This window comes from Paenibacillus sp. 19GGS1-52, assembly GCF_022369515.1.
In the GTDB taxonomy this organism is placed as follows: domain Bacteria; phylum Bacillota; class Bacilli; order Paenibacillales; family Paenibacillaceae; genus Paenibacillus_AQ.
Genome location: NZ_CP059724.1, coordinates 2,923,667 through 2,946,424, shown reverse-complemented (window position 1 = coordinate 2,946,424; position 22,758 = coordinate 2,923,667). Strand labels below are relative to the sequence as shown.

Below are 22,758 nucleotides of genomic sequence, written 5' to 3'. Positions count from 1 at the left end.
TTGTCCACCAGTGCCCCAATATATACGACACCACTCCAGCAAACAGGTCCATTTGCGCACACAAAAAAGAACCATCAGCAGAGTTTCACTGACGGTTCTTCGGGCTTATTCAAGACAATATACGACCTTTATCTGCTGGTCTTACTGCTTGTTTTACTGCTAGGTTTGCTGCTGGGTCTGCCACTTGTATTACTTCCCTTTTTAAACCACTCGGATTTAGGCTTAAGCGGCGGGTTTGCTTTCGGTTTGGCTGGCTTGGCTGCTGCTGGCTTCGACGAAGTCTTGAACGTACGCGCCGATTTGGGCATCGGATAAGCATGATCTTTTACTTCCGGGATCGTCTTTCCGATCAATTTCTCAATATCCTTCAGAAACGGAAGCTCATCAACTTCGCAAAAAGAGATCGCAGTTCCGCTCAGTCCGGCTCTGCCTGTACGGCCAATGCGGTGAACATAAGTTTCTGGGATGTTGGGGAGGTTAAAGTTGATTACATGCGAAAGCTCATCAATATCAATCCCTCTTGCTGCGATATCCGTCGCAACCAACACACGTGTTGCCCCACTCTTGAAATTCTTAAGCGCATTCTGCCGATCATTTTGTGATTTGTTGCCATGAATGGCCTGAGCAGAAACGTTAATTTTCGCCAGATCACGAGTAACACGGTCCGCTCCACGCTTAGTACGAGTAAACACCAGTGCCGAAACAATGGCTTTATCTTCCAGCAGCCGATTTAATTGGTTTTGCTTATTTCCCATTTCTAATAAATAAATAGATTGTTCAATTCTATCTACAGTAGAAGACACTGGAGTAATTTCTACCTTCACTGGATTAACCAGTAGGGATTTGACCATTTTATCTATTTCAGGAGGCATTGTCGCCGAGAAGAACAGGGTTTGTTTTTTGACAGGCATTTTGGCAATAATCTTCTTCACATCATGGATAAAGCCCATGTCTAACATTCTGTCAGCCTCATCCAGCACCAATATCTTCACAAACTGCAAATCAACCCGCTTCTGGTTCATTAAATCGATGAGTCGACCTGGTGTTGCAATAAGAATATCCGCACCTTGAGCTAGCGCCCGTTCCTGAGCTTTTTGCGAAACACCACCTACGATTGCTGTACAACGAATATCAGTGTATTGGCTATAGGCTTTGATGTTGTCCGAAATCTGCAGTGCCAGTTCTCTAGTCGGTGTTAATATTAATGAACGAATCTTGCGTCCTGAGTTAGGAGCAGTCTTCTGTTCAGTTAGCAATTGGATAATAGGTACAGCAAAAGCGGCGGTCTTCCCGGTTCCTGTCTGTGCACAGCCCAGTAAATCTCTGCCGGCTAACACTGCTGGAATCGCCTGTTCCTGTATAGGTGTTGGCTCTGTATAGTTTTCTTTGCTTAATGCTTTTAGAATGGCAGGCATAATATTCAATTCGTTAAATGTCATTTTTTCTCCCTAATTTCATGTACATATATTTTTGTAAATCAAGTAACTTATCTATCTTTGGCTATCAGCGTCTCCACAAAGCGCGTCGCAACATATAATTATAGCACACTATATTATAAAAAGGTAGAGTAATACATCTTATTTTTTCATGGATATACAATTCATTTCAACTTTCCAACTAAAATTAACCATCTGTTACACTCAACTTCCATCGTTTGTGTCAATATAGCGAACGTGCTGTTAGTCAGTTTTGCTGTGTTATACTTGCACCTCATACTTTAACTACGAGGTGGACTACCATGAAATTGGCTAATAAAATTATTGTTTTGGTTGGATTTTCCGTGTTGCTTGTTTCGATTATATCCTGTTCTATTTTTTATTCAGAAAGTAAAAAGGCAGCCTTAGCTGCTGGTGAAGAGAAGGCCATAGTCATTGTCCAAACCTTTGATTCAACACTTACCGGGAATGACAACGCTCAGAGCCTGCAAACATCCCTAGACAAGCTAAAAGCTGCGAATCCAGAGGTCATCGAATTTAATATCTACAAACTGGATAATGATCCTACAGCGATTGCATCCATAGATCCTGCTATGGTCGGTAAAAAGGCTGATCCCGAAGATATCACAGCTGCTAAAGAGAACAGAACCGTTTCAATTATTAATAAGGATACCGTAGACGTCACAACTCCTTTACATAATAAGGATCAAGTCAAATTCGTTGCAGGAATCAAGTTTTCCATTTCAGATGAGTTAGAATCATCAAACCAATCTATCCTTAAAATTATAGTAACAACTATAATTCTTCTAATCCTAGTCATGCTTAGCATTTGGTATTTGGTCCGCCACTTTTTAACGAGATCCTTGATTGCGCTTGTACGCTTTTCAGAACAAATCGCTGTTGGTGATCTATCAATGGATTTAGAAGTTCTTAACAACAATCGCCAGGATGAAATCGGTATTTTATCGCGATCCTTTTATCATATGGTCAATAATTTAAAAAATGTTCTGACACAAATATCAGTTTCCTCAGGTCAATTAGCAGATAATGCCAATCAAATTCTATTAATTTCTACAATGACAGGTAAAACAGAGCGAGCCATTTCGGTATCCATTGAAGAAATTTCTCAAAATGCGAAAGACCAATCTACTTCCATCAGTGAAAGTTCTATTGCTATAGATGAAGTAGCAACGGGTATTGGATATATTGCAACGAGCACAGAGGAAGTCTCCAATGCCTCATTGAACTCGATGCAACAAGCAGAACGAGGAAAACAGATTATTACTGAAACACAACTTATCATTGAGAACGTGGTTAGTCAGTCTAAGGAATCCGTGACGAAAATTATGCTCTTGGGAGAAAAAACAAAGGAAATTGATCAAATCATTGATTTGATTGCCCAGATTTCATCACAAACCAATTTGTTAGCCTTGAATGCAGCCATTGAAGCAGCTAGAGCAGGTGAGGAAGGCAGAGGTTTTGCCGTCGTAGCAAATGAAGTCAAAAAGCTGGCAGAGAAATCACGTGTAGCATCTGAAACTGTATCTCAAATGATCTCTTCGATTCAAAATGAAACCGAGACGGTTGCCCTACAAATCAGTCAAAGCTTTGAAAAAACCGAAGAAGGCTTACTTGCTGTTCGTAACGCTGGAGAATCCTTTGATCAGATCGCGGTAGATGTAGATATCGTGAACAATCAGATTATGAGTGTATCCGCTATTGTCGAAGAAATCTCTGCGAGCTCCGAAGAGATTGCCGCTACCACTCAATCACTGGTTACCAATGTGGAGACCTCTAGTGAAAAAGCAGAGCATGTCGCAAAAGCAACTGTGAGATCGTTGGCTGCTATGGAAGAGCTACTAGCCTCCTCGCAAAATCTGACCCAATTATCAGAGAACTTGGATCAACTGGTCGGCAGCTTTACGTTATAAGCTCAGCCCGGTCTAGAACAAAAAAAAGCGTTGCTGAGAGAAAGAAGTAGCTCTCGGCAACGCTTTTTTTGATTTTTTAACTTGTAATTCTCCTTCTTATAACCTTATTTTCTTAGCCTTTTCCTTAATTCTATTTATTGGATTTCCGACAAAGATTTGAGTATGTGCTGGAACTCCTTCAAGGATTTTGATGGCTAGCAGGTTTAGATCTTGAACCAAAGCCAATTGCTCGTTTTCCTCAATCTGAAATTGCACACCATATTCGTAAACTTCGCCACCTTCAATTTCATTACTCCATGTAATATTTCCTTCTAGCTCATAAGTCTGATTTAATATTTCCGTTTCAAATATCAACGTAATCTCATCATTCATCGGTAATTTAAAGCCCGTAAGAAACTTCAGACCATCTGGACCAATGCTCGTAACGTATACATCCGTAGTGCCCAGATCAACCTTCCTTCCCTTAAACATGACAATCGTCATTCCGGCTACTAATGGATCATCCAACTCAACTCTAAAGTTTTTTCTGCGGTTTAATATTAATTCCTGTTGTTTAATTGGCACGGTTGGACTAAACATATACTTATTTTTTAATAGTTTTGCAAGCTCTGCAGCTCCAATAGGACGGCTAAAATAATAACCTTGAATTTCATCACAATGTTGCGCCTTCAAGAAATCATATTGTTCAACTGTTTCCACACCTTCAGCCACTACACTCATATTTAGCGCTTTGGCTAAATTCAAAATACATTCAATAATGCTTCTATTCACATCATTAGTTAGAATTTCCTCCACAAATGATTTATCTATTTTAATCGTATTCAGTGCCAAGCGTTTAAGCATATATAAGGATGAATAGCCTGTACCAAAATCATCCAACGAAACTTTAATTCTCCGCTTCTTTAACTCCAGCAGCAATTGAGTCACTTCTTTTTCGTTACTAATAAAAGAACTTTCCGTAATTTCAATCTCCAAGCAATCTGGAGCAATTCCTGACTCATGAATAATTCCATCTATGATCTGCAATATATTATGTTTGAATAATTGTTGTACAGAGAAATTAACCGAGACTACAATGGGTGGAAGACCCATATCCTGCCAGCGTCTATTCTGTTCACAAGCTTCACGTAACACCCATTCACCGATCGGGACAATAAGTCCTGTTTCTTCAGCAAGCGGGATGAATTCTGCCGGTGGAACTAGGCCCCAATCTGGATGATTCCATCTGATTAATGCTTCCACCCCCAGGATTTTCTTAGTTTGGGTATCTACACGCGGCATATATTGCAGGAAAAATTCCTTATTCTCTAGAGCTTTGCGAAGACCATTTCTCATCGTAAAGATCTTAAAGGACTGAATATTTAAGGCTGAGTAATAATATTGGGCCTGGTCCCTGCCTTTGGATTTAGCAAAGAAGAGTGCAGTGTCTGCACTTTTGAGTAAAATGTCCATATTAACACCATCTTCAGGGAACATGCTTATGCCAATACTGACCGTAATTGTTAATTCATAACCTTCAATTAAATAGACCTCGCCGTTTATTTGTATGATTTTATCCGCAAGGGACATGGGGTCACGATGATTATCCACATCGGATACAACAATACCAAATTCATCGCCACTAAGGCGATACACAATTTGCTCCTCACCTAAGCAGCTCTGTAGTTTTTTGGCAAATTGCTGTAACAAGGTATCTCCGATGGAGTGGCCTAGCGCATCATTCACTGATTTAAACCGATCCAGATCAATTAATATAATTGCCAATTTCTTGTTGTCGTCCTGAGCCACTCGCAGTTCCTTCACTAACTCATCTTCAAACAGCCTGCGATTAGGTAGATCGGTCAAGTAATCATAGTAAGCCAAGTACTGATTGTGCTCCTCTGTATTTCGCCGTTCTGTAATATCCAAGACGGTAGCAACCGTTGCCAATTCACCATTATGAAGTATCTTCGTGAAATGAACCTCACATATTAAAATGGTCCCATCCTTTTTCACAGCTCTATGGCTAATGTTCTGGTTAAATTGCCCTTCGCTTAAATTCAGGATTTTGCTTGAAAAGAGTTCTCTATCTTCCATGTGTACCGTCACTAATACATTCATCCCTATTAAAGAGTTATAACCTAACATAGTGTTGAATTGCGGATTTGTATACACAAACGACCCCTTCTGGGCAATAAATACGCCTACGATCGATTGCTCCACAATCCCTCTATATTTAGCTTCTGCTTCCTTAAGATCTCTCTCCATCACTTTTTTCTCGGATATATTTTTAGCTATTCCATAAATCCCGACCAGTTCATCATTGATAATGATAGGAATATTCGTAAGTATAAAATCAATTACTTCCCCATTCTTATGAATACCTACTACCTCATAATTTTGCGGTAAGAGTGATTTAATGGCTTCCTTAAAGTAGCTTTGAATGATTCCCAAAGAGGTTGGTTCCACAAAATGCTTTAAATTTTTATCAAAAATTTCTTTCTTGGAATATCCAAACATATCCTCTAATGCTGAATTACAGGATAGGAAGTTACCATCCAGATCCATAGAATAGACGGCGTCCACATTATTTTCAAACAGTGCTTTGTAATATTGGCCTTCTTCTATTAATTGGAGCTTCAATTTTCTATTTTCCGAAATATCTTGAATGGTTCCTATGACTCCCTTAGGGTAAAATTCGGTAATCTCGATAACATGCCGTTCTTCCCCACTTGGTCGGATGATGCGATATTCAATGGTATAGGCAGCTTTATCCTTGGCCGCTAAGACAAACCAATCATGAACTCGATCCCGGTCATCCGGATGGATACAATTCGAAATGGATTCTGAATTCAACGCTAATTGATCATCGATCGCAAAAATAATAAACATTTGTTTCGACCATGTGACCTTGTCAAGCAATTCGTCATACTCCCAATACCCTACGTTTGCTACTTTTTGAGCTAACTCAGAACTCTTATCTTTTCTACGCAACACATCAATTAATTCGATGTTGTCCGTTATCGACAATATCTCATCTAGTGTTATTTTAAATTTCCGCTCCAGTTCCATCTCCATACATATCATCACTCCCAATTTTGCACTTTATTACTTCAAAGGAGCATAACAACGTTAATCCCTCATACTTAAATAATAACCCTTTTCCTGCTAACATACGCACTTAGTTTAAAACAATAAAAAGAGCGAAGGACCTCTCCCCCGCTCTCATTCGTTATGAATAAAAAAGACTAGTCTACAATTTCAGCAGTATCGCCATTGTTGGCACCTGCAGCGTTAGCTTCGTCGGTGTCGATATGCATGTCAAGTGCAAAGTTGTCAGATACACGCGCCAGCACGTTCTCTAGTACGAGTCCACGATCTCCACCAAGACGAACTTTCAGCAATTGCTTGTCAGCAATGCCCCAAGCTTCAGCTTCGGAAGTATGAAAGTGAATATGACGGGCTGCAATAATAACGCCTGTTTCCAGTACGACTTCGCCGGCAGGACCTTTAAGAGTAATGCCTGGTGTACCTTCGATGTTGCCGGATTCGCGTACAGGTGCTTTCACGCCGAGGCTGAAAGAGTCAGTGCGCGAGATTTCCAGTTGGGATGCCGGACGCACAGGTCCGAGAATTCTTACTTTGTCGAATTTACTCTTGCTTCCGATTACTGCTACTTGTTCATTTGCTGCAAATTGTCCGGGTTGGGAGAGCGGTTTGAACTCAGTTAATTGATAGCCTGGGCCAAACAACGCTTCCACATGCTCCTGCGTTAGGTGAATATGTCGGGCCGACACACCTACGGGTACAGTCTTGCTCATTGTAAAGTCACTCCTTGTATTTTCTCTAGTATCTGTACAAGCCATTGAATATTATACATCTTATTCAGCAAAAATAAAAAGGAAGCTCCTCACTTTAATGTTCTTTTTTTCGACATTTTATGATTTCGGAACAGGATTGTCACGGTTGAGCGGCTTTAGACGGCATATGTAGCTTCAAATAGGACATAGCATTGCCAGATAACCAACCTTTCACAGAATCTTCCGAATAGTGCGCAAGCAATAGATCTGCAAACTCCGGATATTTCCCCGGATGCTCCAGGTTCTCCAGCCAGGAATCGATCCCGTCAAAATCGGATCCAAACATCAGCTGCTTATCACCACCAAGACTGCAGACATGATCAATGTGCTTCAGTAAATCCTCAGCTTTTGCCGTACCTTCGTCACGTACAAAGCTCGGAAAAAAGGTCAAGCCCATGCGACCGTCCATAGCAATCACCGCTTTTATCTGCTCATCGTTCAAATTACGCGGGTGCTTGCAGATTGCAGCAGCATTGGAATGGGAGGCAATAAAAGGCCGCGTACTAAGCTCTTTAAGCTCCCAGAAGCCTGCCGGTGACAGATGCGAAACATCCAGTAGCATTCCACTGCGATTGCACCACTCTACCAGTTCCCGCCCTTTCTCCGTGAATCCACCATTCCTCTTCTCCAAGACCCCATCTGCAGCCCAGTTAGCATAATTCCAGGTTACTCCGAAGAAACGCACCCCAAGCTCGAAGCAAAGCTCAGCATAGAATAGATTGCCCTCCAGACCGTCTACGCCTTCCAGAGAGAGCATTCCCCAGCTTGGGGGGATAATCATCTGATTCTCTATATCTTCCCTCCAGCGCAGCCACTGCAAGCCTCCTGAGCCTGTTATCTTTTCCCTGAAGAAACTAATTTGTCCCAGAACACTCTCGAAGCTAGGTCTTCCTCTGGCGGCAGACAGATAGATTGCGAAGCATTGCATTCCTACCCCACCCGCCTGTAGGCGTTCCGCAGTAACATCAAGACGAAGATCGTTCTCGAAATTAATATCCGGAAAGGCCTGCATCTTGCTAAGTACATCACAGTGAAAATCTGCTACCTTCAGCTTATCGGCTCTGTTCAAGAGACTCCCTCACTTTCCCTTGCTCCGTTTATGTACCGAAACCTACTGCTATAAATACAAAAGAAAAAAACCTGTCTACAAAAGCAAACAGGCTTCTATCCAAACTGCTAATCTATTATCTGGGCTCGACAATCAGCTTAATCGCCGTCCGATCTTCTCCATCAATCTTAATATCGGTAAAGGCTGGAATACAAATCAAGTCGACGCCGCTTGGTGCGACGAATCCCCGGGCGATAGCGACAGCTTTAACTGCTTGATTCAGTGCACCTGCTCCAATAGCCTGTAGCTCGGCCGTTCCACGTTCACGAAGAACACCTGCTAATGCACCGGCGACGGAATTTGGATTGGATTTAGCTGATACTTTTAATACATCCATAGTAAGTACCTCCCCTGGGAAAAATGTTGGTGTTCTTCCACTACAGTAGATGTTATTCGCGAGAGAAGAAATAATTCCTTCTTTTTGCGGACCTCTTCGGAGAAAATGGTACAAAAGATACTCTTTTCTGCTATAAAAAATATCACACTTCGCTTAAATCCATCATTTTTCCCGACTTATTTACTAGACTCACCAAAATCAGACTAGCTCATGACCCACTCATCTTCACGCAGGCGTATCTTCTCTAGACGTTTTGCCGCACCAGTGTCCTCATCCAACTCTACAAATAAACCGTTGAGCTGCCACTTGCCTTCGTCTACAACAAATCGTGCCGGAAGCTGAGTAGTGAACTTATACAAGACTGCGTCTTTTTCCATCCCGAGAATCCCTTCTCTAGAACCAACCATGCCGGCATCGGTCAAAAAGGCTGTTCCGCCCGGTAAAATCACATCATCATTGCTCTGAACATGAGTATGAGTCCCTACCACTATCGACACCTGTCCATCCATAAAGTAACCCATAGCTATTTTCTCCGACGTGGCCTCCGCATGGAAATCAACAAGAATACACTTATGCTCCTTACGCAGCTCTTCAACAATTTCTTCTCCAACACGGAAAGGACAATCGATAGGCGGTAAAAAAGTACGGCCTTGCAGATTGACAATCGCCAATTCCTTGCCATTGGCTTTAACGACAGTATAACCTCGGCCTGGTGTTCCTGGCGGGAAATTGGCGGGACGGATAATTCGTGGCTCATCATCGATGAATTCAAAGATGTCTTTGTTATCCCAAGTGTGATTGCCCAAAGTGATGCCGTGAACTCCCCAATTAAAAAACTCATTAGCAATGGAAGAAGTAATACCTCTGCCGGCAGCAGAGTTCTCCCCATTGACAATAATAATATGCGGCTGGTATTTAGTTTTCAGGGAAGGCAGCATCTCGCGCAGTGCTTTTCTTCCAGTGTTTCCTACGATATCTCCAATAAATAAAACTTTTATGATCTTCTCCTCCTAAACTGAACCACTGTGTATATTTTCATTCTGAGTCATCCATTTTTAAAGAAAAAAAGGCCCCCGCTTAGGGGCCAATTTTCTTAAAATATAAGAAAGTATAAGTTTTGCTTAAGCTTTATCCTTATATTTCCCGTAGAAACGGATGCTGTCCTGATTACAGGCGCAGCTACCGTTTCTGCTTGTTTGCTTATTTAGCGTATTCTACAGCCCGTGTCTCGCGGATAACGGTAACCTTGATATGTCCTGGATAATCCAGTTCACTCTCAATCATCTTCGTAATATCGCGAGCCAGACGGAATGCTTCAGCATCGTCTATCTTCTCAGGCTGCACCATTACGCGAACCTCGCGGCCCGCTTGAATGGCGTAGGATTTCTCGACGCCTTCGAAGGACTCGGAGATTTCCTCCAGCTTTTCCAGACGCTTGATATACGTTTCCAGTGTTTCACGGCGTGCGCCTGGTCTTGCGGCTGATAAAGCATCAGCGGCACCAACCAGCATTGCAATAACCGAGGTAGCCTCGCAGTCTCCATGATGAGATGCGATACTGTTAAGCACAACTGGATGCTCTTTGTATTTCTTCGCAAGTTCAGCACCGATCTCGACGTGCGAACCTTCTACTTCATGATCAAGCGCTTTGCCGATATCATGGAGCAGTCCGGCACGTTTTGCAAGCACGATGTCTTCCCCTAGCTCACCGGCCATCAGTCCAGTCAAATAAGCAACCTCCATAGAGTGCTTCAATACATTTTGACCGTAGCTTGTACGGAATTTCAGACGGCCCAGAATTTTGATCAGATCCGGATGCAATCCATGAACACCTACCTCAAAGGTAGCCTGCTCACCGTATTCCCGAATCCGTTCATCCACTTCTTTACGGGATTTCTCAACCATTTCTTCAATTCTAGCTGGATGGATACGTCCGTCAGCCACAAGCTTCTCAAGTGCTGTACGAGCCACTTCGCGGCGGATTGGATCAAATCCTGACAAAATAACAGCTTCCGGCGTATCATCAATAATGAGGTCAATACCGGTAAGAGTTTCCAGTGCGCGAATGTTCCGACCTTCACGACCAATAATCCGGCCTTTCATTTCTTCATTCGGCAACGTAACCACCGAAACCGTTGTTTCCGCTACATGATCAGCTGCGCAACGTTGAATAGCGAGTGTAATGATTTCACGGGCTTTCTTATCCGCTTCTTCTTTAGCTTGCTGCTCAATTTCCTTAATCATCTGTGCGGTCTCATGGCGAACTTCTTGCTCTACATTGCTAAGAATGATACTTCTTGCGTCTTCGATGCTCAAATTGGAGATACGCTCCAATTCCGTGACTTGATTTTTGTAAATGACATCAATTTGCTGTTGGGTTTCATCAATTCGTTTCTCTTTGTTCGCTACTTGTTCTTCTTTTCGTTCAAGCGATTCCATTTTTTTATCCAGCGATTCTTCCTTTTGCAGCAAACGTCTCTCTTGTCGTTGGATTTCATTCCGACGTTCACGAGTTTCTTTCTCAGCTTCGGTACGGATTCTATGGATTTCGTCCTTAGCTTCCAATACCGTTTCCTTCTTCAGCGCTTCCGCCTCTTTCTTCGCGTTCTCCACGATGACGAGGGCTTCTTTCTCTGCGCTTGAAATTTTAGCTTCTGCAATGGATTTACGAATAAAATAACCGAACCCAAAGAATAAGGCAGCTACAACGAGAACGATAATGATCCAGATGATAATTGGCATCTGTTCACCTCCTCGTTGATTCCTCCAAGAGTTACCTTGGGAATTGTGCAGTTGTTAAACTATCCGTTCCATCACCATACAAAAAACCGGTAAATTCACCGATTGCCATTACTGCACATGATTACATGCACACTGCCCGCCTTATCCGGCGTTTACATTTCATATGAGTTGTACGCGAATCGCGAGTAAGGGTTACCTTTTTGGGAAGGAAAAAGGATTCTTACTTTATGCCGATTCATGTTATATTTTATTATTTATAAAAAGACATTGTCAAGAGAGACGATATACTCATTAAAGTCAAGAGAATCAGTCAGTGTAGTATATTTCCTCTTCTTCACCCTCAAAATCCTCTTCCTGAAGCAAAGTATTCAGAACTTGGCGTACCATTTCACCTGTAAATCCACGCCGCATTAAGAAGGCTCCAGTCTTATTTCGCTTGCCTGCGACATCACCGCGAATCAGATTCCACTTCTTCCGGCCTGTCTCAAGTGCGATCTCCAGTTCCTGCTCCGGGCTAATATTCTCCAACACCTCAGAGATCAAAGATTTGTCGATACCCTTCTCACGCAGCTCCTGGCGAATCCGCATCTTGCCCTTGCGCTGGTTCATAATGCGCTGCTCTGCCCATTGTTTGGCATATAAAGAATCGTCTATCAGCCGTTCCTGCTGCAAACGCTGCAGCACTTCCGCGATAATAGTCTCCCCTATTTCCTTCTCCCGTAAACGGCGGGTCATCTCCAGAGCTGTACGCGCCTTCCGTTCCAGATAACGCAGTCCCTCTACATAGGCTCGTTGGCGCTCGTCCGCCACAATAATTTCCTCTAGGTCAGCTTTAATAAAAGTATTCCCAGTAATCATTCGATATTTAATCATGACATCTTCATGAACAGTCATGTTATAAGCCCCGAAATGAATGATATAACGATATTTCGACTTCTTCTGCAGTTCTACTCGCGTAATTTCCAGAGGCTCATTTTCAGGAAAATGGGCCAGTACCTGTTCATCCTGCTCTTCCGGTTCAGGGTTCAATTGAATTACCATGGCTGTTTGTCACCTCATAGCTGTATATCCTTATTCTTCATACACTTATTTATTAGGAAAAAGCACCCTGCTACAGTCTTTCGCAGGGCGCTCGCGCCATAAATGTAATTTAACCCCATGTTCAACGAGTGATATTATTCAATTTCAAGCAGTAGATTTTCTTCTTCTTTTTGTTCTGCTTCAATCTCTGCTGCCTTCGGCGCAGCAACAATAGTTGATAAATTGCTTGCTTCACGAATCTTATTCTCAATTTCAAGCGCCATTTCCTGATGTTCTTTCAGAAACTGCTTGGCATTTTCCCGTCCTTGGCCTAAACGTTCGCCCTCGTAGGAATACCACGCGCCACTCTTGTTAACGATATCCAAATCAATACCAATATCCACCAGACTTCCTTCTTTGGAAATCCCTTCACCGTACATGATATCTACATCCGCCTGCTTAAACGGAGGCGCTACCTTGTTCTTCACGACTTTGATCTTAGTACGGTTACCTACGACATCGTTACCCATCTTAATACTCTCTACACGACGTACATCTAACCGCACCGAAGAGTAGAATTTCAAGGCCCGACCACCTGGAGTGGTCTCCGGATTACCGAACATAACTCCGATTTTCTCACGGAGCTGATTAATGAAAATTGCAATCGTATTCGATTTACTGATTACACCATTCAGCTTACGCAAAGCCTGAGACATTAAACGAGCTTGTAAACCCATATGAGAATCACCCATATCGCCTTCAATTTCAGCCTTTGGCACCAATGCCGCTACGGAGTCGATGACAATAATGTCTACAGCTCCACTGCGAACGAGTGCTTCAGCAATTTCAAGCGCCTGCTCACCCGTATCTGGCTGAGACAGGAGAAGCTCATCAATGTTTACACCCAAGGCCTTAGCATATTTAGGGTCGAGAGCATGCTCAGCATCGATAAATGCAGCTTGTCCTCCATACCGTTGTACTTCTGCAATAGCATGAAGAGCAACGGTTGTCTTACCAGAAGATTCTGGTCCATACACTTCAATAATCCGTCCTTTGGGAAGTCCGCCAATACCTAACGCAATATCAAGTGCCAAAGATCCACTAGGTACAACTTCCACTTGCATATGAGTGGACTCTCCCAGTTTCATGATCGAACCTTTACCAAATTGTTTTTCTATTTGACGAAGAGCTATCTCCAACGCTGCACTACGATCTGACAATCAGACCACTTCCTTCACTGTTTATAGTAATATAATAGCGTGTTTTGGAAGTCTTGCCAAGCTTTTTTTCGAACATACATTCGTTTTTTTTGATTCTTAGGTTAATTATCCCTTTTATTGTAAGTTGATCACAGGAAGCTAACCCATAATAACAAAGAACCATAAAAAACAAAAAACCGCGGCAAAGAAAGCTCAGTGCCACGGTTCTTCCGTATGGGTCAATTATATACCTAAACTGAATGTCATTGCAAGACTGTTCCCTCGAGCGGAGTTTCAACTTTACGTTCCTCCAGCCTGCGCCAGAGACGGTAGAGCAAAGCCTTAACAGTGCGCAGCCGTATATTCTCGCGAGTACCTTTAAGATTAAGCTCGTACACCTCTGTCTTACGGCCTCGTTCAGCTAAGCCGACAAATACCAAACCCACGGGTTTGCGTTCAGAATACCCTGGTCCTGCTACACCTGTAACGGATAATCCAAAGTCAGTATCCGCGATCATTCTCACCTGATCTGCCAGCACCTCAGCTACTTCACGGCTGACAGCTCCGGGAGCGTCTTTCCCCTCGAGTAAAGCACTTGGCACATTCAGCAGCTTTTTCTTCATATCATTAGAATAGCAGACGATGCCTCCTGCAAACATTGTAGCGCTACCGGGTATATTAGTGATGCTTTCCATCAGCAGTCCCCCTGTGCAGCTCTCCGCTGCGCTTAGGGTCAGTCCTGCATCAGCCATCCAGTCCACAATCAGCTGTTCTAAAGGTACATCTATATTCGCATACATATGCTCCGGAAGGATCTCCTTGATTTTCTGTTCCATAACCTCTAGCTTCTGCATTGCTTCTCGCTCGGAAGGAGCCTTTGTCGAAATACGGACTGTGACCTCGCCTTCTTTGGCGTATGGTGCAATTGTAGGATCAGTCTGGCTGTGAATGAGATCAATCAGCTTATCCTCCAGCAGCGATTCTCCAATTCCAGCGAATTTAAGCATTTTGGAGTAAATCGGCATTTCATCAGTTAAAGCATGTTGTTGCAGCCACGGCTTGGCCTGATCTGTGAACATCGGCTTCATCTCCCGGGGCGGACCAGGAAGTACGATATAATATTTATTGTCGTGAGCCAAAGCAATACCAACAGCAAGACCGATCTCGTTAGGAAGCGGTGTAGTGCCTTCAATAATTATGGCTTGCTTACGGTTATTTTCTGTCATTACAATCTTCCGCTCATCAAAAAAACGCTGCACATGATCCATCGCCAGCTGATCAATATGAACCGTTCGACTCAACGCAGCAGCCAAGGCATCTTTAGTGAGATCGTCCTCAGTTGGACCAATTCCGCCAGTGAATAGAATAACATCCGCACGGCTTTGTGCGATCTTGATGGCCTCCTGCAGCCGGCTGCTATTGTCACCAACCACGGTTTGAAAATACACATCAATTCCTAATGCAGCAAGCTCTACCGATAAAAACTGGGCATTGCTATTCACGATCTGGCCAAGTAAAAGTTCCGTACCGACTGCAATAATTTCTGCCTTCATAGCTGGCTTTCGCCTCCTAGTTGTAGAGTTTGCATAACTGATATTTCGCAAGAAGAAACGGCTTTGCCGTCCATTATATGGACGGCACCCGTTTCTTCGAGAAAGATAAGGATAAATTATCGCGTCAAATATATAAATTCTTATCTTTAAAAAAAACAATAGGCACTATACCTATTGCTTCACACTCTTCTTCAGCCTATGCATTGTGAAGCTGAAGCAAATCCTTGTTCTTCACGAAATAATCAATACCAGAATAAATAGTGATGATTGCTGCGGCCCAAATAGCAATCTCATCTACAGGAATGCTAATGAACTGAAATGGAAAGTTATTAAGCAGCAGCAAAGAAATCGCAATAATTTGGACAACTGTCTTTACTTTCCCCCATTTACTGGCGGCTACTACCTTTCCTTCAAGCAGCGCTACCTGGCGAAGTCCGGTTACTGCAAACTCCCGACTGATAATAACAATCACAATCCATGAATCACATCTACCCAGCTCCACTAAAGAAATCAATACTGCTGATACCAGCAGCTTGTCCGCAAGGGGATCGAGCAGTTTGCCCAGATTGGTGACCATATTATATTTCCTAGCGATGTAACCATCTATCCCATCCGTGCTGGCAGCAAGCAAGAATATTACAGCCGCTATCAGATGGTTAATGGAAAGCTGGAATGAGCCCCAATGTATTGGCTCTGGATAAAAGCTAAAATTCACCAGCAAAAAAAACATCATAATTGGAATAAGACAAATGCGAGCAAGCGTGATGCGGTTGGGCAAATTCACTGAAGTTCCTCCCCTGATCATTCATACAAAAACGTTAATCCACATTTCTTAAGCAAGTATATTATAGCCACAAATGAGTGTCAAAAAAACAGAAAGCACCCCGCAAAATAGGTGCTGGCAAGCACTGCGGGGTACGAGAACTTACTTGAAATTGTTAAACTGCAAATCCAACGGCAAATCAGCTTTTCGCAGAAGTTGCATGATCTCTTGCATATCATCACGGCTTTTTCCAGTGACGCGGATTTGATCACCCTGAATTTGACTCTTTACCTTCAGCTTGGAGTCGCGAATCAGAATGTTGATCTTCTTGGCATTCTCTTGATCAATTCCTTGCTTGAGGCCCAAGCGCTGGCGTACACTTCCTAAAGACGCTGGTTCAATGGTGCCAAAATCCAGATTCTTGAGCGTGATACCTCTCTTAACCATCTTGGTCTGTAAAATATCAATGACGGCATTTAGTTTAAATTCATCTTCAGAAGCGATAATTAGCGCATCCTTCTCGAGTTTGAGGCTGCTCTTGCTGTTCTTAAAGTCAAAACGGTTATCGATTTCCTTTTCGGTCTGATGGATTGCATTGGTCAGTTCCTGCATATCCATCTTGGATAAGATGTCAAATGAACATTCCGAACTCATTACTCCACGTCCTTTGCTTGCGTTTATTCTGCTACTATTATATGAGAAAGGGTCTCCCAAGTCTAATTATGAAAAGAAAAAAAGCAACCTAGCATAGAAAACAGCCCCACCAAAGTGGAGCTTTTATGCTGAAGCTAGCTCCTGCTCATCTACTAAGGCAGATATACAGGCTTAATTACATAAAACACGCCTCCAAGAGATTCCCTCTTCCCTAGGAGACGGCCACTACTCTGACAGTTATCTACTGCGGGCAGGATTCCGGAACATATCCAGAATTCCAAGGTAGATATGTGCCAGTCCAAAACCAAGAATTCCATAGCCCCAGGCGCCCGGTGTCAAATAATACCCGAAGAGACTGACGATAACACCTAGTCCTGCTACGATCCAACTGACGGTCATGAGAGAATACACCTCACTTTGGCGTAAGAACTGTAATTCATTCTTAGGTTCTCCAGAAAACCAAAGTCTATACATATCTATCCTCTATTGACTCGTTTCGCTATTCTGTCCAGTATCAGGTGTACTACTGGGCGTTCCCTCATCAAGCTTAACAAGAAAACGTGAAGAGGTTTTCCCATCGGTAATGACCTGGCCATTAACCGTGACCGTGGTAGCAGGTGAATAACCTGATTTAATATACATCCCTGCACTTCCAAGAGTAAAGCTCATTGTATCTCCTGCAGCAGTATTGCCAAAAGACAGCTTCTCACCCTTGGAGTTCTCGCCATTATAGACTTCAAGCCAGCTCACTCCAGTGGCAGCAATCTCTACCTGTACTGCGCTGCCTGGGGGAGCTGAGACCTTGAATATCGTTGTTTTTCCCGATTTGCCATCCTCCGTTACTGTAACTGCTTGCGTGGAAGGAGACGGAGAAGGAGTTGGCGTTGCTGTTGGCTCTGTAGTCGTTTGCGCAGTTGCTCCGCCTACATCTGCTCCTGATGAGGCTGATGGCACCACTACGCCCCCACCAGCCGCTGGTGGGGCGGTTTGAGCAGTCTGTGGGTCTTGCTCTGCGTCAGTCAGCTTGACCGGATCGATTTGCTTGGTATCTGATTTGTTAAGCTGTGAGGCATACATATAAATCACTACAATAATTAATATAGGGAAAGTCCACATTAATAGTGTAGGCAGCCACTTCGCATTCCGTTCCGTTTCCGGTCTGCGACTGCGCTTTTGAATCACCGTTTCCATAGTCGATTCCACCTGAGGTACAGGTACGTTGCCATGTTCCTCTAACAGTTCATCGGGATTGACGCCAACTGCCTCAGCGTAGGTTTTGATAAACGCCCGTACATAAAAACTACCGGGGAGCACCTTGTAATCCTCCGCCTCGATGGCTTCCAAATATTTTTTGCGAATTTTTGTTACTTCCTGGACATCATCAAGGCTCATCCCTTTTTGCAGACGAGCTTCCTTCAAATGCCGGCCCAGTTCCGACATACCATCACCTCCTAAAGTTTTGTAAGCATAATCTTCGATGTACAACTTCGTAATTCACTAAGTTTTGTAAGCATAATCTTCGATGTGTAGCTTGTTCTATAGATCATCGCTATAGCTTGCTGTAAATGATTCATACAATATCTCTTCTGTGGGATTATTGCGCAGTTCAATAATGATATCAAAATCATCGAACGTGTAATCAGACTCACGCACAAAAATATCTGGATGCTCAATAACCTTTGTGCTAGGCATACTCATAACCTTCTGCAGCAAGTTGTAATGCTTCTCATTGGAACGTATTGTACTAACTATACCATCAATAATGAATACATTGTTTGGGTTTAGCTCATCTTCAGCAAGCTGACTGCGGACAGTCTGCCGTAAAAGGGTTGAGGATACAAACGTCCAACGCTTCATCGAACAGACACTTCCCGCAATAATGGATTCCGTTTTACCAACACGCGGCATTCCGCGAAGACCAATAACCTGATTGCCCTCTCTTTTAAAAAGCTCACCGAGGAAATCCACCAACAGACCCAGCTCATCACGTGTGAAGCGGAAGGTCTTACGATCGTCAGAATCCCTGTCTATATATCGTCCATGCCGGACAGCCAGCTTGTCCACAAGTCTTGGAGTACGCAGAGCTGTAACCGTAATATTATCTACCTTCTTGAGCATTTCGCCCATCAGCATAATTTTCTCATCATCATTCGTTTCCAGCAGCATTCCGCGAGTTTTCCCTTCAACTCCGTTAATCGTCAGAATGTTAACCTCCAGCATTCCCAACATCGAAGCGATATCACCGAGCAGACCGGGTCTGTTCTTATGTATCTTATATTCCATATACCATTGTTTATACTCCACCTGTACACCTCATAGATTCCTTTTCCCTATACTTTGCCAGACGTAAAAAAAGCTCTGATTCAACAAAGCGATCTGAAACAAGGGTCATGTTAATGATATATAAAAAAAATTTGAAAGGCAAGGTCAGTCTGTAAAATTGCAGAAAAGCTCCCTCAAGGGGAGCTTGTTCCGCAAGCTTATGCGTTATTCTTCGCCAGCTTGACCATGAGTTTGGCAATGGTCTTCTTATCTCCGTCATCGCCAACATCCCACAGTTCTTTGATCGCGCGGTTCGAAGAGTTCGCTGGATCGACCTTATTATCGAGGAATTCCCCGATTTCAAAGGCAAGCTTAGTGATCGTCTCTTCGCTCATCCCGATTTTCTCCGCCTGTACGACCCGTTCACCTAGAAATTTTTTCCAGGTATCGAAATTCTTGATTACAGTATTTTCTGTTGACATCTTAAATCCTCCTTCATGTTTACGGTCCATTACCGACTTCGAGTACTGGCCGCCTTACGTGAGATTTAAAATCAACAGTTATAATATGTCTCAGGTCGGATGATCTTATGCTGGTGTATTTCTCCAGCTTAAAGCATCAGGTTATCCAGCCACCGTTAGGACTAATGATCTGACCCGTGATGTAGCCCGATTCGGGCAGTGCCAGAAAATAAACAAGTGAAGATATTTCATGGGGAGAGGCCAGGCGTCCAGCCGGAATCTCCTCCTCTAACATACGCATTTCATCCTCCTGAAGATTATCCAGCATGGCGGTGTTAACTGCTCCGGGTGCCACAGCATTTACGGTCACACCGGAAGGTGCCAGCTCTTTAGCTAACGCTTTGGTAAAAGCGTTGACACCACCCTTACTGGCAGAATAGGCTACTTCGCAAGAGGCTCCCGAAATTCCCCACACCGACGAGACGTTCACAATTCGTCCATAGCGCTGGGAAACCATATAGGGCATGAAAATCTGGCTGCACAGAAAGGTCCCTTTCAGGTTGACAGCCATAATATCATCCCATTCTTCTTCAGTCACATCGGCAAGCATCCCATAATGCGATTTGCCAGCATTATTCACAAGAATATCAGGCTGCATTCCGCTGCTCTCGAGTCTTTCGGCCATACGCAAAAGCTGACTGCGGTCTTTCATATCCGCAGTCACCGTCATCACTTTTGCGCCAAGGGCCATACACCGTCTGGCTACATCATTTGCAGCTTCGTGCGAATTCATGTAGTGAATGACAATGTTCATTCCTACAGAAGCAAAGCGCTCGGCTATAGCTCCGCCAATTCCTCCGCTGCCTCCAGTAACTAGCACTGTCATTTCCCCTATAGGCTTACTGTTCTCTCCCATAATAGCCACCTAAGGACTCACCACCAACGAAACTGCGAGCTGCTCCCAATCCACATGATCATGCAGGCGCTTGTTAACTTCATCTAGTGTTATGGATTCATAAATAGGCAACACTTCGAACAGATCACCACCACGGAACTGGTAACGTGTGAATTCGTGGGCAATGCTTTCCGGTGAATTCAACATGCGCAAATAGCCACCGATTTTCTTTTTGCGGGCCCGCTCAAAATCCTTCTCCGCGAAGCCTGACTCCAGCAGTAGATTCACTTCTTCCTTAATCCGCTGAAGTAGTAAATCAGGGTCCTTGGTATCCCCGCCAATCGCTGAAAAAGCATATTGTGGAGAGCTGTTAAACTCATGACCAAAGCTGTCGGAGATCAGATCCGCATCATATAGCTTCTGATACAACACCGTGCTGCTTCCAAGCAGCAAATCCAGCATCAGCTTGGTCGTAAGATCACGACGCACCGCTGCTTCACCCGTAAGTCCTTCTTCTTTTTCCTTAAAACCAAACATAATCTTGGGCATGGAAACCGCAAGTTTGCTCTCCAGATGCTTCTTGGCGACTTCCTCAGGCTCCGCTTCAAAAATACGGTTGATTTCGCCCTGCTTCTCGTATGACTTCTTGCCCTGATTAGCACGGATGAGCGAGAACACCTTCTCTGGCTCCACACCGCCAACGACAAATAACAGCATATTGCTGGGATGATAAAAGGAGTGGTAACAAGTATACAGTGTCTCCTTTGTAATCGTATCTATTGACTCTATAGTACCGGCAATATCAATATGAACCGGATGCTTGGCATACATCGCTTCAATCAGTCCGAAGTATACACGCCAGTCTGGATTGTCTGCATACATATTGATTTCCTGCCCAATAATCCCTTTTTCCTTCTCCACATTCTCATCCGTGAAATAAGGGTTCTGAACAAAGTCTACAAGCGTGCTGAGGTTAGTCTCAATATTCTCTGTGGCCGAGAACAAATACACGGTTTGATCAAAGCTTGTAAAAGCATTCGCAGATGCTCCATTTGAAGCAAAGGTTGCGAAAATATCACCTTCAGGTTCTTCAAACATTTTGTGCTCCAGAAAATGGGCTATCCCGTCAGGGACCTGAGTCTCTTCTCCATTAGCAACACGAAAGTGATTGTCCACCGAACCAAATTTAGTTGCAAAAGTAGCATAGGTTTTCAGGAAGTCCGGCTTTGGAAGTACATATACCTGAAGACCATTATCCATAACCTCGTGATAGAGCGTTTCTTGAAGTCTCTCGTAATGAATCTTTTCCATCGCTATTCCTCCTTCTGCCCTGTCAAGAAATAAATCGTATCCAGCTGAAAAGTATCAGCAGCAGCCTTCACTTCTTCAGCTCCTATTGCTTCCACCTGCTCAATCAGCTCCAGTGTTGACCGATCTTTTCCGGATATCTGGCGATTAAAATCGAAGGAAATCATTTCAAAAGCGGAATCCTGAATTTCGGAGAGCAGATTGCGGATCATCGCTTTAGTCTGGCTCAGCTCTAAATCACTGATATTTCCAGCCTTCATCTCATCGAGCTGCTTGCGTATGATATCGACTGCTTTGCCGTAATTCTTAGCTTCGATACCCGATTGGATCGTTCCAATTCCCTTATGGCCGTCATAGCGGGAAGAGGCATAATAAGCTAGGCTTTCCTTCTCACGCACATTGACAAACAGCTTTGAGTGTGGGTATCCACCGAATATTCCGTTGTACATAAGCGCAGTCGCATATGTATCATCCTTGTAGGTAATAGAGGTTCGCAGTCCCATGTTCAGCTTGCCCTGATTGACATCCAGTTTCTCTTCGATCGTCCGGACCTCATTTACCGCAACAGGCGTAAATTTGGAAGAGTATATCCCTGTATCTGCCTTATCACCACCGAAGTGACGTTTGACTAGCTTCTCCACTTCCTCCGGTGTAGTATCACCGACTACATAGAGATCAAGAATGGCTCCATCGAGCCAGGATTTGTAGGACTGGTATAGATTCTCCGGAGTAATACCCTCAAGATCAGCTCTTTGACCAAGCGGATGCAGACGGTAAGGTTCCAAGCGGCACATTTCCTCAATACAGCGTTCAGCTGCATAACGGGCCTTATCGTTTACGATAGCTTCGAGTTTTTTACGTACCGTTTCACGTTCAGTTGCCACGTAAGACGGGCGGAAGCTTCCATCCTCCAGCAAGGGTTGTGTTAATACATCACCTAGAAAAGCGAACGATTCGGCAAGCAGGCTCTCCTTGCTTTGTACAAAGGAATCATTAATCGTATCCATCCGGAATTGAACGATCTGGTAATCTCCTCTTTTGTAAATATCAAAACCGAAGCCTGCTCCGTACAGCTCTTCTAGACGTTCACGGAATTGTGTTGTCTCCGGATAGGATGCTGTGCCTCGGCGAAGTACAAAAGGAACCAACGCTGTAGGAGTAACTGTGTCCTCGTCAAGCGGAACACCGGCATAAAGTGAGATGGCGAAAGTCTTAAAAGCCTTTGTCGGCAATACGTGAATACGCATGCC

The 22,758-nt window shown here is 43.7% G+C and carries 20 protein-coding genes; 1 reads left to right on the top strand and 19 read right to left on the bottom strand.

Going from position 1 to position 22,758, the window contains the following annotated elements:
• Window positions 1-128: 128 nt before the first annotated feature.
• Window positions 129-1,439 (bottom strand): DEAD/DEAH box helicase, encoded by a 1,311-nt coding sequence (locus H1230_RS14020; RefSeq protein ID WP_239716266.1) that lies wholly within the window; start codon window positions 1,437-1,439, stop codon window positions 129-131.
• Window positions 1,440-1,738: 299 nt separating this feature from the next.
• On the opposite strand from H1230_RS14020, the gene H1230_RS14015 reads away from it, so the two are divergent.
• On the top strand, window positions 1,739-3,367 hold the full coding sequence (locus tag H1230_RS14015) for a methyl-accepting chemotaxis protein (RefSeq protein ID WP_239716264.1): 1,629 nt from the start codon (window positions 1,739-1,741) through the stop codon (window positions 3,365-3,367).
• Between the two features lie 96 nt (window positions 3,368-3,463).
• Here H1230_RS14015 and H1230_RS14010 read toward each other — a convergent pair whose 3' ends face one another.
• The 18 genes from H1230_RS14010 to yfmF form a co-directional block, all read right to left on the bottom strand.
• A complete protein-coding gene (locus H1230_RS14010) occupies window positions 3,464-6,424 on the bottom strand; it encodes an EAL domain-containing protein (protein ID WP_239716262.1) in 2,961 nt (986 codons plus the stop codon).
• 170 nt (window positions 6,425-6,594) lie between these two features.
• Entirely contained in the window at window positions 6,595-7,167 is a 573-nt protein-coding gene (gene pduL, locus H1230_RS14005) for a phosphate propanoyltransferase (protein ID WP_239716260.1), read from the bottom strand.
• Between the two features lie 139 nt (window positions 7,168-7,306).
• Window positions 7,307-8,275, bottom strand: a complete 969-nt coding sequence (locus H1230_RS14000) for a dipeptidase (protein WP_275591224.1) — start codon at window positions 8,273-8,275, stop codon at window positions 7,307-7,309.
• Window positions 8,276-8,390: 115 nt separating this feature from the next.
• Window positions 8,391-8,651, bottom strand: coding sequence for a stage V sporulation protein S (locus H1230_RS13995; protein WP_154120202.1), 261 nt, complete (start codon window positions 8,649-8,651; stop codon window positions 8,391-8,393).
• A 203-nt stretch (window positions 8,652-8,854) separates the two neighbouring features.
• Window positions 8,855-9,649: a TIGR00282 family metallophosphoesterase gene (locus H1230_RS13990; protein WP_239717313.1), complete on the bottom strand. Its 795-nt coding sequence runs from the start codon at window positions 9,647-9,649 to the stop codon at window positions 8,855-8,857.
• A gap of 202 nt (window positions 9,650-9,851) precedes the next feature.
• On the bottom strand, window positions 9,852-11,393 hold the full coding sequence (gene rny / locus H1230_RS13985; protein WP_154120204.1) for a ribonuclease Y: 1,542 nt from the start codon (window positions 11,391-11,393) through the stop codon (window positions 9,852-9,854).
• 306 nt (window positions 11,394-11,699) lie between these two features.
• Window positions 11,700-12,434 carry a regulatory protein RecX gene (locus tag H1230_RS13980; protein ID WP_239716258.1) on the bottom strand — a complete coding sequence of 245 codons (735 nt, stop codon included), beginning with the start codon at window positions 12,432-12,434 and terminating at the stop codon, window positions 11,700-11,702.
• Between the two features lie 134 nt (window positions 12,435-12,568).
• Entirely contained in the window at window positions 12,569-13,633 is a 1,065-nt protein-coding gene (gene recA / locus H1230_RS13975) for a recombinase RecA (protein ID WP_239716256.1), read from the bottom strand.
• A 242-nt stretch (window positions 13,634-13,875) separates the two neighbouring features.
• Entirely contained in the window at window positions 13,876-15,165 is a 1,290-nt protein-coding gene (locus tag H1230_RS13970; protein ID WP_239716255.1) for a competence/damage-inducible protein A, read from the bottom strand.
• 196 nt (window positions 15,166-15,361) lie between these two features.
• Window positions 15,362-15,949: a CDP-diacylglycerol--glycerol-3-phosphate 3-phosphatidyltransferase gene (gene pgsA, locus H1230_RS13965; protein WP_239716253.1), complete on the bottom strand. Its 588-nt coding sequence runs from the start codon at window positions 15,947-15,949 to the stop codon at window positions 15,362-15,364.
• Between the two features lie 141 nt (window positions 15,950-16,090).
• Entirely contained in the window at window positions 16,091-16,582 is a 492-nt protein-coding gene (locus H1230_RS13960) for a YajQ family cyclic di-GMP-binding protein (protein ID WP_154120214.1), read from the bottom strand.
• A gap of 237 nt (window positions 16,583-16,819) precedes the next feature.
• Window positions 16,820-16,981 (bottom strand): hypothetical protein, encoded by a 162-nt coding sequence (locus H1230_RS13955; RefSeq protein ID WP_239716252.1) that lies wholly within the window; start codon window positions 16,979-16,981, stop codon window positions 16,820-16,822.
• Between the two features lie 84 nt (window positions 16,982-17,065).
• On the bottom strand, window positions 17,066-18,022 hold the full coding sequence (locus tag H1230_RS13950) for a RodZ domain-containing protein (protein ID WP_239716250.1): 957 nt from the start codon (window positions 18,020-18,022) through the stop codon (window positions 17,066-17,068).
• A gap of 96 nt (window positions 18,023-18,118) precedes the next feature.
• On the bottom strand, window positions 18,119-18,886 hold the full coding sequence (locus H1230_RS13945) for a DUF3388 domain-containing protein (RefSeq protein WP_239716248.1): 768 nt from the start codon (window positions 18,884-18,886) through the stop codon (window positions 18,119-18,121).
• Between the two features lie 176 nt (window positions 18,887-19,062).
• Complete coding sequence (locus H1230_RS13940; RefSeq protein ID WP_154120217.1) at window positions 19,063-19,326, bottom strand: DUF3243 domain-containing protein; 264 nt, start codon at window positions 19,324-19,326, stop codon at window positions 19,063-19,065.
• 136 nt (window positions 19,327-19,462) lie between these two features.
• Window positions 19,463-20,221, bottom strand: coding sequence for an elongation factor P 5-aminopentanone reductase (ymfI, locus tag H1230_RS13935; RefSeq protein WP_239716246.1), 759 nt, complete (start codon window positions 20,219-20,221; stop codon window positions 19,463-19,465).
• 9 nt (window positions 20,222-20,230) lie between these two features.
• Window positions 20,231-21,511 carry an EF-P 5-aminopentanol modification-associated protein YfmH gene (yfmH, locus tag H1230_RS13930; RefSeq protein WP_239716244.1) on the bottom strand — a complete coding sequence of 427 codons (1,281 nt, stop codon included), beginning with the start codon at window positions 21,509-21,511 and terminating at the stop codon, window positions 20,231-20,233.
• A gap of 2 nt (window positions 21,512-21,513) precedes the next feature.
• Window positions 21,514-22,755 carry an EF-P 5-aminopentanol modification-associated protein YfmF gene (yfmF, locus tag H1230_RS13925; RefSeq protein ID WP_239717311.1) on the bottom strand — a complete coding sequence of 414 codons (1,242 nt, stop codon included), beginning with the start codon at window positions 22,753-22,755 and terminating at the stop codon, window positions 21,514-21,516.
• Window positions 22,756-22,758: the final 3 nt, after the last annotated feature.

Bases quoted from the DNA above. Each gene is read 5' to 3' on its own strand.
- H1230_RS13940 (WP_154120217.1), bottom strand. From the start codon at position 19,326: ATGTCAACAGAAAATACTGTAATCAAGAATTTCGATACCTGGAAAAAA.
- H1230_RS14020 (WP_239716266.1), bottom strand. From the start codon at position 1,439: ATGACATTTAACGAATTGAATATTATGCCTGCCATTCTAAAAGCATTA.
- H1230_RS13970 (WP_239716255.1), bottom strand. From the start codon at position 15,165: ATGAAGGCAGAAATTATTGCAGTCGGTACGGAACTTTTACTTGGCCAG.
- H1230_RS13980 (WP_239716258.1), bottom strand. From the start codon at position 12,434: ATGGTAATTCAATTGAACCCTGAACCGGAAGAGCAGGATGAACAGGTA.
- pduL (WP_239716260.1), bottom strand. From the start codon at position 7,167: ATGAGCAAGACTGTACCCGTAGGTGTGTCGGCCCGACATATTCACCTA.
- rny (WP_154120204.1), bottom strand. From the start codon at position 11,393: ATGCCAATTATCATCTGGATCATTATCGTTCTCGTTGTAGCTGCCTTA.
- yfmF (WP_239717311.1), bottom strand. From the start codon at position 22,755: ATGCGTATTCACGTATTGCCGACAAAGGCTTTTAAGACTTTCGCCATC.
- H1230_RS14010 (WP_239716262.1), bottom strand. From the start codon at position 6,424: ATGGAGATGGAACTGGAGCGGAAATTTAAAATAACACTAGATGAGATA.
- H1230_RS13960 (WP_154120214.1), bottom strand. From the start codon at position 16,582: ATGAGTTCGGAATGTTCATTTGACATCTTATCCAAGATGGATATGCAG.
- ymfI (WP_239716246.1), bottom strand. From the start codon at position 20,221: ATGGGAGAGAACAGTAAGCCTATAGGGGAAATGACAGTGCTAGTTACT.
- H1230_RS13995 (WP_154120202.1), bottom strand. From the start codon at position 8,651: ATGGATGTATTAAAAGTATCAGCTAAATCCAATCCAAATTCCGTCGCC.
- H1230_RS13955 (WP_239716252.1), bottom strand. From the start codon at position 16,981: ATGACCGTCAGTTGGATCGTAGCAGGACTAGGTGTTATCGTCAGTCTC.
- yfmH (WP_239716244.1), bottom strand. From the start codon at position 21,511: ATGGAAAAGATTCATTACGAGAGACTTCAAGAAACGCTCTATCACGAG.
- H1230_RS13950 (WP_239716250.1), bottom strand. From the start codon at position 18,022: ATGTCGGAACTGGGCCGGCATTTGAAGGAAGCTCGTCTGCAAAAAGGG.
- H1230_RS14015 (WP_239716264.1), top strand. From the start codon at position 1,739: ATGAAATTGGCTAATAAAATTATTGTTTTGGTTGGATTTTCCGTGTTG.